At 37.4% G+C, this 13,710-nt stretch carries 14 protein-coding genes; 12 read left to right on the top strand and 2 right to left on the bottom strand.

All coding sequences use genetic code 11. The features are described from left to right. The first annotated feature begins 15 nt into the window (after positions 1-15). The 3 genes from ACFSR0_RS06225 (at position 16) to recN (ending at position 3,274) form a co-directional block, all read left to right on the top strand. A complete protein-coding gene (locus tag ACFSR0_RS06225) occupies positions 16-831 on the top strand; it encodes a TlyA family RNA methyltransferase (RefSeq protein WP_379980957.1) in 816 nt (271 codons plus the stop codon). A gap of 269 nt (positions 832-1,100) precedes the next feature. Further along, the gene (locus ACFSR0_RS06230; RefSeq protein WP_379980959.1) at positions 1,101-1,553 is read left to right on the top strand and encodes an arginine repressor; all 453 of its coding nucleotides are present in this window, start codon (positions 1,101-1,103) and stop codon (positions 1,551-1,553) included. Positions 1,554-1,570: 17 nt separating this feature from the next. Continuing rightward, positions 1,571-3,274, top strand: coding sequence for a DNA repair protein RecN (gene recN / locus ACFSR0_RS06235; RefSeq protein ID WP_379980961.1), 1,704 nt, complete (start codon positions 1,571-1,573; stop codon positions 3,272-3,274). A gap of 70 nt (positions 3,275-3,344) precedes the next feature. Here the strand turns inward: recN and ACFSR0_RS06240 are convergent, their stop codons facing one another. Together ACFSR0_RS06240 and ACFSR0_RS06245 are read right to left on the bottom strand one after the other, a co-directional pair. Beyond that, positions 3,345-3,461, bottom strand: coding sequence for a DUF4044 domain-containing protein (locus ACFSR0_RS06240; RefSeq protein ID WP_379980963.1), 117 nt, complete (start codon positions 3,459-3,461; stop codon positions 3,345-3,347). 76 nt (positions 3,462-3,537) lie between these two features. Then, the gene (locus ACFSR0_RS06245; protein WP_379980965.1) at positions 3,538-4,494 is read right to left on the bottom strand and encodes a magnesium transporter CorA family protein; all 957 of its coding nucleotides are present in this window, start codon (positions 4,492-4,494) and stop codon (positions 3,538-3,540) included. Positions 4,495-4,603: 109 nt separating this feature from the next. Between ACFSR0_RS06245 and ACFSR0_RS06250 the strand changes: the two genes are divergently transcribed. The 9 genes from ACFSR0_RS06250 to ACFSR0_RS06290 all read left to right on the top strand — a co-directional run bounded on the left by ACFSR0_RS06250 (position 4,604) and on the right by ACFSR0_RS06290 (position 13,686). Further along, positions 4,604-4,975: a DUF3397 domain-containing protein gene (locus ACFSR0_RS06250; RefSeq protein WP_379980967.1), complete on the top strand. Its 372-nt coding sequence runs from the start codon at positions 4,604-4,606 to the stop codon at positions 4,973-4,975. 150 nt (positions 4,976-5,125) lie between these two features. Beyond that, positions 5,126-5,557 (top strand): division/cell wall cluster transcriptional repressor MraZ, encoded by a 432-nt coding sequence (gene mraZ, locus ACFSR0_RS06255; protein WP_379980969.1) that lies wholly within the window; start codon positions 5,126-5,128, stop codon positions 5,555-5,557. A 14-nt stretch (positions 5,558-5,571) separates the two neighbouring features. After that, positions 5,572-6,528 (top strand): 16S rRNA (cytosine(1402)-N(4))-methyltransferase RsmH, encoded by a 957-nt coding sequence (gene rsmH / locus ACFSR0_RS06260; protein WP_379980971.1) that lies wholly within the window; start codon positions 5,572-5,574, stop codon positions 6,526-6,528. A 3-nt stretch (positions 6,529-6,531) separates the two neighbouring features. After that, positions 6,532-6,936 carry a cell division protein FtsL gene (gene ftsL / locus ACFSR0_RS06265; protein WP_379980973.1) on the top strand — a complete coding sequence of 135 codons (405 nt, stop codon included), beginning with the start codon at positions 6,532-6,534 and terminating at the stop codon, positions 6,934-6,936. Beyond that, entirely contained in the window at positions 6,937-9,162 is a 2,226-nt protein-coding gene (locus ACFSR0_RS06270) for a penicillin-binding transpeptidase domain-containing protein (protein WP_379980975.1), read from the top strand. It begins immediately after the preceding gene. A gap of 14 nt (positions 9,163-9,176) precedes the next feature. Beyond that, positions 9,177-10,139, top strand: a complete 963-nt coding sequence (gene mraY, locus ACFSR0_RS06275; protein ID WP_379980977.1) for a phospho-N-acetylmuramoyl-pentapeptide-transferase — start codon at positions 9,177-9,179, stop codon at positions 10,137-10,139. A 13-nt stretch (positions 10,140-10,152) separates the two neighbouring features. Then, on the top strand, positions 10,153-11,511 hold the full coding sequence (murD, locus tag ACFSR0_RS06280) for a UDP-N-acetylmuramoyl-L-alanine--D-glutamate ligase (protein ID WP_379980979.1): 1,359 nt from the start codon (positions 10,153-10,155) through the stop codon (positions 11,509-11,511). A 19-nt stretch (positions 11,512-11,530) separates the two neighbouring features. Further along, the gene (murG, locus tag ACFSR0_RS06285; protein ID WP_379980981.1) at positions 11,531-12,628 is read left to right on the top strand and encodes an undecaprenyldiphospho-muramoylpentapeptide beta-N-acetylglucosaminyltransferase; all 1,098 of its coding nucleotides are present in this window, start codon (positions 11,531-11,533) and stop codon (positions 12,626-12,628) included. Between the two features lie 53 nt (positions 12,629-12,681). Further along, positions 12,682-13,686, top strand: a complete 1,005-nt coding sequence (locus ACFSR0_RS06290) for a cell division protein FtsQ/DivIB (RefSeq protein ID WP_379980983.1) — start codon at positions 12,682-12,684, stop codon at positions 13,684-13,686. Positions 13,687-13,710 lie beyond the last annotated feature (24 nt).

Here is a 13,710-nt window from a genome sequence, read left to right on the forward strand (position 1 = left end):
AGAAAGAGGAAAATGATGAAAAAAGAACGGGTAGATGTTTTAGCTGTTCAACAAGGATTATTTGATACGCGAGAACAGGCCAAACGAGGAATTATGGCAGGATTAGTCTATAAAGAAATAAACAAAGAACGACTCGATAAACCTGGTGAAAAAATTGATTATCAAACAGCCTTAGAAATTAAAGGAAAGAAATTGCCTTATGTTTCGCGAGGTGGGTTAAAGTTAGAAAAGGCACTGAAGTTATTTGATTTTTCAGTTAAGGGAAAACGATTAGTAGACATTGGGGCCTCAACAGGTGGGTTTACAGATGTTGCCTTGCAAAATGGCGCACTGCTAAGCTATGCATTGGATGTTGGATACAATCAATTGGCTTGGAAGTTACGACAAGATGAGCGAGTGGTAGTAATGGAGCGCATGAATTTTCGTTATGCAACATCCGCTGATTTTCAGTTTGGTACGCCTGAAGTAGCCACAATTGATGTTTCTTTTATTTCGTTGAAGTTGATTTTACCAACCTTGCACCAAATACTGATGGATGGCGGAGAAGTAATGGCCTTAATCAAGCCCCAATTTGAGGCAGGGCGTGAGGCAGTTGGCAAACATGGAATCGTCCGTAACCCAGCGACGCATCAAGCTGTTATCGAAATGATTGTGGATTTTGCAAGGAAAGAGCGATTTGATGTGCAAAATCTTTCTTATTCACCAATCACAGGTGGCGAGGGGAATATTGAATTCCTGATTCACCTGAAAAAATCGGATAAATTGGGTGAAGTAGCGAGCATTGTAGCAATTGAAGATACGGTAAAGAACGCACACGAACAATTAACATAAAAAAAGCTAAGATATGAATTTGCAACAGATAATTGTGCCACTACGTTATTAGATGAATTGCTTCTTTGATTCTGTTGGGTCCAGTATAAATCCGTCGAATGGAAGTGATTTTAGATCTATTGCTTGAGGAAATTTGTCTTGTTCAAATTTGTGTCAAGGCTCTTTTTCTTTTGTTTTAGAAAATTAGTTTTCTGTCAGGGATTGCGAAAGCACTTTTCATTGTGCAAAAAATACGCTATCATAGGTGAGAAATAGAAGGAGGGACGAGAATGAAAAAAAAAGAACGACATCGTTTGATTGCGCGTTTGTTACTAGAAATGGATATTCAAAAACAGGAACAATTTGTCGAAGTTTTAGAAGAACGTGGCATTCGAGTGACTCAAGCAACAATCTCAAGAGATATAAAAGAATTAAATTTAGTAAAAGTCCCTTCAGAATTGGGAGGCTATCGTTATAGTTTACCCGCACAGAATGAAGAAGAGCAAGCGATGAAATTAGATAAATTGTTAAAAAATGCATTTATTCATGTCAAGAAAATGGACAAATTTGTTCTGTTACAAACAATTCCTGGAAATGCGGTAGCGGTTGCTCCGCTAATTGATCAACAATATTCCCATGCATTATTCGGTATTTTAACAGATGATGACAAAGTCTTAATGATTTCAAATTCAGAAGTAGCTTGTGATGAACTATTTACTTGGTTAAAACAATATGAACAGTAAATGAGGATGATGAGTCGATGTTAGTTGAAATGAGAATTGAAAATTTCGCAATTATTGAGTCCTTGTCGCTTTCGTTTCATGAAGGAATGACAACGCTAACTGGTGAGACTGGCGCCGGTAAATCCATAATTATTGACGCATTGGGTCTTTTGGCCGGTAGTCGTGCTTCAACTGAAGTCATTCGTCAAGGAGCGAAACGTTGTCATTTGGAAGGCGTATTTGATTGGCCAACCAATCCACAATTTTTCACATTGATGCAAGAATTGCTAGTTGATCAAGAGGAAGACTATTTGGTCGTTCAACGGGATATTTCTATAAATGGAAAATCAATTTGCCGGGTGAACGGGCAGGTCATGACATTGGCCAATTTAAAAAGAATTGGTCATTTCTTGGTAGATATTCAAGGACAAAATGAACATCAATCTCTTTTGCAAGCTGATCAACATCAACGATTACTAGACGAATTTGGCAGTGATGAATTTAAAAATGCTTTGCGCGAGTATGTAGTCCTCTTTCATGAATGGAAATCACTTGAAAAAACCGTCAACGACCGAAAGAAAAATGAACAGTCCTATGTACAACGCATGGATATGCTCCGTTTTCAGGTAGACGAAATTGAAAAAGCTGAGTTGCAATCTGGTCAAGAGGAAGCCTTAAATGAAGAGCGTGATAAACTACTTAATTTTCAAAAAATTTTGGATGCGTTTGTCAGCGTTCATCAATTAATTACTGCGGACGATCATGGCATTTTAGATAATTTAGGTCTAGCAAAAAATGAATTAGCGAGTGTCGCTTCCTTTGCAAAGGAATATGAAACCCTCTCGGAGTCATTGACAACGGTCTATTATCAATTACAAGATATCGCAGTCGATTTGTCACGACAAACTGATTTACTCGAGTTTGATGACCAACATCTCCGTCAAATCGAGGATCGACTTGAAACCATACATCAACTAAAAAGAAAATATGGAGACTCCGTCGAATACATATTGGCTTATTATGAGCAAATCTCACTCGAATTATTAGAAACGAATCGATTGGATAGTCAATTAGATCAATTGGAATCACTGTTAGAAGAAAAAGGAAAAATGGTGGCTAAAAAAGCTGATCAATTGCATGATTACCGAAAAAAAATTGCTCATCGCCTAGAAAAAGCAATTATCAATGAATTACGAGAATTATATATGGAACATACGCAATTTGAAATTCATTTTGACACTATTGCTCATGGGTACGATGAACGAGGAAAAGATGAAATACAATTCTTTTTATCTGCGAATCCTGGTGAACCATTGCGACCATTGGAAAAAGTGGCGAGTGGGGGAGAAATTTCACGGATTTTGCTTGCTTTGAAAACCGTTTTTTCTTCCAGCCAAGGACTAACGAGCATTGTGTTCGATGAAGTGGATAGTGGGGTGAGTGGGCGTGTTGCCCAAGCAATAGCCGAAAAAATCTCTCAAATTGGCAGACGCTCTCAGGTTTTGTGCATCACGCATTTGCCCCAAGTCGCAGCTTTTGCTGATTATCAGTACTTTATTTCCAAAACCGTCCAAAATAACCGTACCAAAACAACGGTCGTCGAACTGACCAATTCTGAACGTATTAATGAAATTGCACGTATGCTAGCAGGAGCTGAAGTGACTGCATTAACCAAAAAACATGCTGCTGAATTAATACAGTTAGCCAAGAAGGACCGATTAAAAAAGTCAAATGATGTGTAGTAGATTGGATAAACAGGGTAATAAAAAGCTGAAACGATTTTGTCATCATCGTTTCAGCTTCTTCTCTTTTTTAGCGAATACTGGTAATCGCACCCAACACAATCGAGCCGATTGTTAATATAAGCATTGTCCAAACAACCACCATGGTTACTTTCGCAAACCTACTTTTCTTTTTTTTCTCACTCATATTGTTCATCCTTTTTTCTAGTCATTAGGAACATTTTACAACCTTCTATTCGATAACTCAAGTCACATAGCTAGAATTACAAAAGATTTTTCTTTTTTAAATACCGAATTGCGCCTACACATAGTAGAATCGTTCCAATTGCAATTAACCAGAAGGCACCTTTGGACTGGGCAAAGGGTAAAGAAACGTTCATGCCATAGATACCGCCAATAATAGTTGGAATCGTCAGGACCAAAGTCAAGGAAGTTAAGATTTTCATGACATTGTTCAAATTGTTTGAAACAATCGCAGAGAACGTATCTGTGATTTGGCTAACTAATCGCAAGTGAATACTGGCTGAGGTGACTGCTTGTTTTGTTTCAATCAATACATCTTGCAAATGGTTATGAATGGCATGATTTCTTTTTAACAACGAAATTTCAGAGAAGTGTTCAAGCGTGACTAAATTATTTTTTGTGGCGGATTCAATCAATACCAAACTTTTTTGAATATCAAGCATTTGATACAATTGCTTATTTTCTGTTGACACTTTAATTTGCCCCTCGAGAACCGCCAGTTGGTGTTTAATTTTTTTTAAATATTGATTAAATGATAAAACAAGTTTCCATAGTATTTGAAGAACCAAATTCATTTCGATGGACATATCATTCTGATGGAAATGAATTTCTGGAAGCTCGTCAAAAAAAATCGGTGGGTATTTTGAGACTGTTAATACTTTTCTCTCTGGAGTAAAGATAATGGCTAGTGGATACGTTTCATATTGTGGGTACCCATTCGGACTGACAAGTGCATGTGGGTATTGCAGTAAGAGCAATGCCGCTCGTTCAAATACACTTTGCTCTAATCCTTCGTAGCGAGAATTTTCAGCGTCATCGAGCACAGCAGTTAAATAGTCCATCGGCAAATGATAGGAAGAAGACAAGTCCGTTAATTCATCTGCATTTGGACTTTCAATATGAATCCATTGGACATTTTTACTGTCTTTTGGCTGTTTTTCAAGCTGATCGTGAATAAAAGAATAGTAGTGAATCATAGCAACCTCCCGCTAATGAATGAAATATTTTTAAAATTTAACAAAATGAAACATTTATGTAAACAAAATGAAGTATAGTATACCTAATGTATAGAAAGGACCGAAGTACATGCAACCTTTTCAATTAAATCTTATAATTTGGTACGTTTACCCTATTATAGCAATATTTGGCTCACAATTCATTGTTTCCTTCTTTCATTTGAAACAAAAGTATCAATTAAAAACTCCTGACGTTGCTACACCATTTTTAATGATTGGCCTTCATTTTTTTTCAATCGCAGCACTAGGTAGAAGTGTATTGGCGTATTATTTCATTTCGATTATTTTATTAGGAATGGGATTAGCGTTGGTTCATGCTTACTTTTTTGATGACATTCATTATGGTCGGTTATTTAAGATGTATTGGCGAATGGTTTTTTTATTAACAATTTTCCTTTATGCAATCTTGCTTTGTTGGAATCTCCTCGCGTATTTTTCTTAATATGCACAAGGGAATTTAGTAAAAACAGCCCCAAAAACTATTTGGTAAAAACAAGTCAAAAAAAATCTTAACTTTTCAGAGAAAATGTGGTAGAAAGTGGGGGATTGTGGTAGACTTTATTTATTAAGTGGAGGATAGGGGTTATTAGCCATGTTAATGGGTGAATTTCAACATTCAATTGACGCGAAAGGTCGCCTGATTGTCCCAGCAAAGTTACGTGAACAACTTGGTGAAAAGTTTGTAGTAACTAGGGGACTGGATGGTTGCTTATTTGGCTACCCTTTGGATGAATGGAATCAACTTGAGACGAAGTTAAGTGAGATGCCCCTTGCCAAAAAAGATGCCCGGACATTTGTTCGCTTTTTCTATTCGGCAGCCACTGAATGTGAAATTGACAAGCAAGGAAGAATAAACATTCCAAATACCTTACGTGAACATGCACATTTGACGAAAGCTTGTGTCATTATTGGTGTTGCTAATCGTATTGAAATTTGGGATGAAGAAAAATGGCAAGCTTTTTCGGAAGAAGCTGAAGAAAACTTTGATGAAATAGCAGAAACCATGATTGATTTTGGATTGTAGAAAGAGGAAGCTAAGTGGAATTTCAACACTATACGGTTATGAAAAAAGAAACAGTAGAAGGATTAGCAATTAAACCGAATGGTGTTTATGTGGATTGTACTCTGGGAGGAGCAGGTCATAGTGAATACCTTCTTAGTTTGCTAGGACCAGATGGACATTTATTTGCTTTCGATCAAGATCAAAAAGCCCTGGATTTTGCCAAACTTCGTCTACAAGCCTATGTCGAAAAAGGTCAAGTCACATTTGTAAAAAGTAATTTTCGAAATCTAAAAAATGAACTAGCAAAATTAGGAGTAACGAAAGTAGATGGCATACTCTATGATTTAGGCGTTTCCTCACCACAGTTAGATGAGGCAGATCGTGGTTTTAGCTATCATCAAGATGCCCCTTTGGATATGCGCATGGATCAATCTGCCACATTTTCCGCCTATGAGTTAGTGAACAATTATTCCTATAATGAGCTTGTGAAAGTCTTCTTCCGCTATGGAGAAGAAAGATTTTCAAAGCAAATTGCGCGAGAAATTGAACGTGTGCGTGCGAATCAACCTATTGCTACTACAGGAGAATTAGTTGAGATTATCAAAACGGGTATCCCAGCGCCAGCACGGAGAAAGGGTGGACATCCGGCCAAACGGATTTTTCAAGCGATTCGGATTGCGGTCAATGACGAATTGGGTGCGATTGAAGAATCGTTAGAACAAGCAATTGAACTGATTCATGTCGGTGGTCGAATTAGTGTCATCACTTTTCATTCTCTCGAAGATCGTTTGGTGAAGAATATTTTTAAAGAATATAGTCAAATCAAGGAATTACCTCCTGGCTTGCCAATTATTCCAGAAGAATATCAACCTATTTTAAAAATTGTAAATCGTAAACCAATTCTGTCTAGTGATGCTGAATTAGAGGAAAACAATCGTTCTCGGAGTGCGAAACTAAGAATTGCTGAAAAAATAAAGGAAGGGGAGGGGTAGAATATGGCTGAGCTAAAAATGAAAGATGTACAAATTCATCCTTATGAGACAGATTTTCAGTCTAATCAACAGGTAGTATTTGAACAAACACAACGTCCTGAAATCATCAAAGTCCCTACTTCTCCTATTACAAAAATAGCTAAATTAAGTCGGTTAGAGAAATGGTTGATTTTTTTCGTTATTTTTGGAGCAATTGCTCTTGGACTCTTGGCGATTAGTTTAAGAACCCAAATCAGTTCTGTCGAAAACTCAATAACGACGATTCAAAATGAAATTGATGATGCAAATACGACAAAGGCCGATTTACAACAAGAAAAAAATGAACTTTCTAAAACAGATAGAATTCAGAAAATCGCTGAAAAAGAAGGATTGTCAATCAAAGAGGATAATTTAAGGAATGTGAAGTAAATGAGTCTGAAGGAAAAAACGAAGCGATATTTCAATAAGAAAAACAAGTCACCAAAGAACAATCGCAAAATCGTGGGAATTATTCTATTTTCCATGACGTTTGTGATGTTCTTTTTATTTGTTATCCAACTAACAAAAATTGTGGTTATTGGAGAAGTTGCCAATGTATCATTGGAAGATAAGACCAAACAACTATATCAAGGAAGCAAAATTGTCAAAGCCAAACGGGGAACAATCTATGATCGCAATGGGATTGCTATAGCGGAGGACGCGACGTCCTATTCAGCCTATGCAACCTTATCAAAAACGTATACTAGTGGCAATAAAAAATTATACGCTCAGAAAAAAGATTTTGAGAAATTGGTTGCTATTCTAGCAAAAGAAATTAGTGGATTTGACAAGAAAAAAGCACTATCAGCTTTGGAAAATGGGGCAAAAGATAACCTTTGGCTTGTCGAATTCAGTCAAGCAAAGAATTTAACCTTAAAGCAACGGACGGCAATTGAGACGGATTTAAAGAATGAAGATCTTGTAGGAATTTATTTTAATGACAATCAAGCAAGAATGTATCCAAATGGCGAATTCGCTTCTCACCTAATTGGGTATACAGATTTAGAGGAAAACAAATCCGGCGAAAAAGAATTAGTCGGGAAAATGGGAATTGAGGCAGCCTATGACGATATTCTCAAAGGGACCAACGGAAAGATTGTCTACCAACGTGATAATTATCAAAATCCATTACCAGGAACGGTGTCAGAGACGGTGGCTGCCAAAGATGGCAAAGATATTTATACAACCTTAGATAGTCGCTTGCAAGTTTATCTAGAAAAATATATGAAAGAATACTATGAAAAACTAGAAGCAAAAACGATGACGGCCATGCTTGTAAAAGCCGACACGGGTGAAATATTGGCGATGGACCAGCAACCATCATTTGACCCAGAAACTAAAAAAGGTCTAGGAACGGAATACGATCCGAACTTTAATTGGGCCAATACACTTGTGGAGGAGCCATACGAACCTGGTTCTACAATGAAAATTATGACAACCGCCGCTGCGATTACACAAGGGGTTTATGATCCGAATGAAACGTATCAAGGTGGGAAAATTGAAATTGCAGATGCAACGATAGATGATTGGGATCACGGTGAAAAAGGAATGTTGACTATGCGACAAGCACTCTCATGGTCAAGTAATAAAGGGATGGTCATTTTAGAGCAAAAAATGCCGGATGCTTGGCGTCAATATTTGAAGAAATTTGGGTTTGGTCAAAGTACCTATTCTGGTCTGGTGAATGAGAGTGCTGGAACATTGCCTTCAACAAATATTGTGGATACAGCGATGAGTGCGTTTGGTCAAAGTATTGGTGTGACGAATTTTCAAATGATGCAAGCCTTCACGGCCATTGCAAATAATGGTAAAATGTTGAAACCACAATATATCACCAAAATTGTCAACCCAAATACCAATAAGGTGACAGTGATGGAGCCAGAGGTTGTTGGAAATCCGGTAACGGAGGAAGCAACCAAACAAGTTAGAGAATATATGCGTGATACCACTGAAAACGAAGAGTACGGAATTGCTTATGGGAAATACAATGTGCCCGGCTACCACGTAAGTGTCAAAACAGGGACTGCTCAAATATCTGAGAATGGCACGTACTTAAAAGGTGAAAATGATTATATCTATTCGGCTGTTTCAATGGTTCCATCGGAAAATCCTGAATATATTTTTTATCTAACCATTAAACAACCCAAAAAATATGATTACAACGCATTGTCGGACATTACCAATGCTATCTTGAAACGAGCAATGGATTTAACAAGTTCCGACGCAACAACTGATGGCTCTTCGACAGAACCATCAACAGAAAAAATTAAAATTGATGATTATCGAAACTTAGCAACTACAACTGCGGCTACTGCAGCTCAAAAAAGTGGATTGGATCCAATCGTTCTGGGAGAAGGCTCAAAAGTAAAGAGTCAATCTATTGAAGCAGGCAAAACCGTATTAGCTGGTGAAAAATTATTGTTGTTAACAAATGATGATGCCGTAACTATGCCAGATATTACTGGTTGGTCAAAAACGGATATCCTGAAATTGACCGACTTATTAAAGATTGATGTGAAATTTGAGGGAGAAGGTTATGCAACCTCACAAAATATTGAAGCATATTCAACAGTAGGAAAACAAAAATTGACGGTCGTTTTAAAAGAAAATCAGTAATAGGAGTGCAGAAAATGGATTGGGAAAAGATGTTTTTACCATTAGCAAGTGGTTTTGGTATTACAGTGGCTTTTATGCCACTGTTTATTGGTTATTTTCAAATGAAAAAATATGGACAAGAAATAAGAGAGGAAGGACCGAAGTGGCATCAGAAAAAGGCCGGTACTCCGACAATGGGCGGGGTCGTCTTCCTATTAGCCGCTGTAATCACATCACTGTGGGTCGGTGCTTGGCAAAAACAACTCACAACCACACTAACAATTTTATTGTTTATTCTCGCATTATATGGATTTATTGGTTTTTTTGATGATTTTATCAAAATTTTCAAAAAAAGAAACATGGGATTAAATTCAATCCAGAAACTGATTGGCCAAATCGTAGGGGCACTCGTTTTTTATGGGGTTTATTTATATGATGGCAATGACAATCAACTAAATATATTTGGTCAAACCATTCATTTAACTTATTTTTATGGTCTATTTGTCATTATTTGGTTAGTTGGTTTTTCAAATGCAGTCAATTTGGCAGATGGCATTGATGGATTGGTAGCGGGCTTAGGCACGATTTCCTTTGCTACGTATGCAATAATTGCATACCATCAAAACCAAATTGATGTACTCATTTTATGTTTGAGTATTATCGGTGGATTAGTTGGTTTCTTTGTCTATAATCATAAACCTGCCAAAATATTTATGGGTGACGTAGGTGCATTATCATTAGGTGGGATTTTGGCTGCTGTTTCCATTTTGTTGCATCAAGAGTGGTCCTTATTATTGATTGGTTTTGTCTATGTATGTGAGACACTAAGCGTTATTTTACAAGTAGGATATTTCAAGTCAACTGGGAAGCGATTGTTTAAAATGTCCCCCATCCATCACCATTTTGAAATGCTTGGTTGGTCAGAATGGAAAATAAATGGCGTCTTTTGGACAATTGGCTTGATTTGTTCTATGCTAACGCTATGGATTATCTTATAGGAGACGATGAAACATGAAAAACATTACAACTTACGAAAATCAAAAAGTCTTAGTGCTAGGATTAGCGAAAAGCGGATTTAGTGCGGCCAAATTGCTTCATCATTTGGGCGCACTTGTTACCGTTAATGATGGCAAAGTTTTTGAAGAAAATAAAGATGCGCAAGAATTGTTATCAGAAGGCATAAAGGTCATCACTGGTAGTCATCCATTGGAGCTTTTAGATGAAGATTTCGCACTGATTGTTAAGAACCCGGGCATTCCATATTCACATCCGTTTGTCCAAAAAGCATTGGAACGCAACATTCCCATTCTAACAGAAGTGGAATTGGCTTATGAAATATCAGAAGCACCGATTATTGGTATTACTGGTACAAATGGGAAAACGACAACAACCACAATGATTGAACACATATTGAATCAATCCATGACAACAGGGGTTGCACGGTTAGCTGGAAATATTGGGTTCCCAGCTAGTACAGTTGCCCAGGAAGCCGGTCCGAATGATGAATTAATCATGGAACTTTCAAGTTTTCAATTGATGGGTATCACAACATTTCATCCAGAGATTGCGGTCATTACGAATATTTATGAAGCACATATTGATTACCATGGAAGCAGAAAAGAATATGTCAAAGCAAAATGGCATATCCAACAAAATATGTCAGCTGCTGACTACTTGGTTGTCAATTGGAATCAAAAAGAATTGCAAACATTGGCCCAACAAACAAAAGCAACCGTCATCCCTTTTAGTACGGAATCTGAGGTACCAGGTGCATACGAAAAAGATGGCAAATTATTTTTCAAGGATCAGTTCATTATGCTAGCAGAGGAACTGGGTGTCCCAGGGCAACATAATATTGAAAATGCGCTGGCGGCGATTGCCGTCGCAAGTTTGAAGAAGGTTCATCCAGCGATAATTAAAGCCGCATTAAGCCAATTTACCGGGGTGCCCCATCGTACGCAATATGTTGGAACAGTCCAAGACGTTCGCTTTTTCAATGATTCTAAAGCAACAAACATCTTAGCCACTAAAATGGCACTTGGCGGATTTCAACATCAAAACTTAATTTTATTAGCAGGTGGATTAGATCGTGGAAATACATTTGATGAATTAATTCCAGCTTTGACAGATGTGAAAGCCATCCTTTTATTTGGACAAACCAAAGAAAAGTTAGCGGATGCTGCACAGAAGGCGGGTATTCCGATAATTAAATTTACCGAAAATGTTGAGACAGCTGTACCCCTCGCTTTTTCAATCAGTAGTCCAGGAGACACAATTTTATTATCTCCTGCGAATGCAAGCTGGGATCAATATCCCAACTTTGAAACGCGCGGTGATCGTTTTGTTCAGGCAATGAAACAGTTAAAATAGGAAGAAATGAGAGAAAAAGATGAGAGTACTAGTTACTGGTGGAGGAACTGGAGGACATATTTATCCGGCCTTGGCATTTGTAAAATATGTGAAACAAATGGACCCAAACGCAGAATTTATGTATGTTGGTGCTAAAAGAGGGTTAGAAAACAAAATTGTTCCTCCTTTAGGAATTCCATTTAAAACGTTGGAAATTCAAGGATTTAAAAGAAGTTTTTCAGTTGAAAATCTTAAGACAATTCAATTGTTTTTGAAAAGTATTCGTCAAGCGAAGAAAATAGTAAAAGAGTTCAAACCTGATATCGTCATTGGAACGGGCGGATATGTCTCAGGCGCTGTAGTCTATGCAGCTGCAAAACTACATATTCCCACAATCATTCATGAACAAAATAGCGTGCCAGGCATGACCAATAAATTTCTGGCAAAATATGTTGATCGCGTTGCCATTGCCTTCCAAGATGCGGCACCTTATTTTCCAAAATCAAAAACAGTATTGGTAGGAAACCCTAGGGCGCAAGAAATGGTAGGTATTCAAAAATCAGCAATATTGGAACAATATAATTTAGAAGTGGCTGTTCCGACTGTCCTGATTTTCGGCGGAAGTCAAGGTGCCTTAAAAATTAATCAAGCTGTGATTCAAGCTTTGCCTGAATTTTCGAAGAAACCTTATCAAGTATTATATGCTTCTGGGGAAAGGTATTTCCAAGAAATTGAAGAAACCATCGGTATGACAAAAGACGCATTTAAGAATATAAGCATTCAACCTTATATTAATCAAATGGCGGAAGTTATGGTAAATTGCGATTTGCTGATTGGTCGGGCGGGTGCAACCTCAATTGCTGAATTCACTGCCTTGGGATTGCCTGCTATTTTAATTCCGAGTCCATATGTAACGAATGATCACCAAACAAAAAATGCTCAAAGCTTAGTTCAGATTGGCGCAGTTGAAATGATTAAAGATGCGGAATTGAATGCACAGACACTTGTTGAAGCAGTTGATAAAATTATGAGCAATGAAGTGCTTCGTCAGTCGATGGCAGAAGCCTCTAAATCTGAAGGAATCCCAAATGCTTCCGAACGCTTGTATCGGTTGGCGAAATCAATTACTCGGGATTGAGAGGAGGAAGTCTTATCAAAAAGGAAAAAAAATCTCAATCTGAAGAAAAAGCGTTGACTCCATGGCAAGAAGAACATGCACGATACCTTGAACAAAAAAAAATTGGCGATAAAAGCCAGACCAATGCTACAGAAGAAAAACCTAGCGAGCAGCCTACTGAAGCACAAACAATGACGCAAGAACAATCAAAAGAAGACGGGACAGTTGAAGATGTTCAGTTAGAACGAACGAGTGAGCGCGTGTCGTTTATGGATAAATTACCTAACCTGCATTCCTATCATAACAAACAATTGTTTCGACGAGTGGCGCTTATTATTGGGGTGCTGTGTATTCCATTATTAATCTGTGGCTACTTTATTTCCCCCTATAGTCGATTGGCGAAAATCGAGGTGACTGGCAATCAGTTGGTTTCGAGTCAGGATATTTTAAACGCTTCACAGTTGCAATTAGATGAAAACTTTTTTCAACAATATCAAGAAAGAAAACAAGCCAAAACGAAGATTCAAACTCGCAATCCTCGTATTAAATCTGTAGCAATATCAATGAGTGGACTAAACGAATTGAACATACATGTTACAGAATACAAAGAAATTGCACAACTTTCCAAAAATGGTACCTACTACCCAATTCTTGAAAATGGAAAAGTTTTAGAAGAAACACACAAAGATGCCAACAAGCAACAAGTAATTTTAGAAAAATTTACAGATCATCAGTGGATTCTGGCGACCATTACTCAATATAAAAAATTATCCAGTGCTTTACAGAGTGCCATTTCTCAAATTTCTTATGAAGCTACAAAAGCAAACAAGCAACTTCTTCATTTATATATGAATGATGGGAATACCGTGATTGTTAATATTGACAATATGGCAACCCAAATGAAATACTATCCTCAAATTACAAAAGATTTAACCAATAAAGGAATTATTGATATGGAAGTGGGCATTTTTTACGCACCTTATGAAAGTTCCACTTCGGATCAAGAAAAAGAACAGGATTCAACCACTTCTTCTAGTGAAGAATCGGTCTCTTCAGATGAAAACCAGGAGAATAATTAGTTAAAAAAGTTATTTGAATAAAAT

The sequence above is a fragment of the Enterococcus camelliae genome, from assembly GCF_042685105.1.
GTDB classification, from domain to species: Bacteria; Bacillota; Bacilli; order Lactobacillales; family Enterococcaceae; genus Enterococcus_G; species Enterococcus_G camelliae.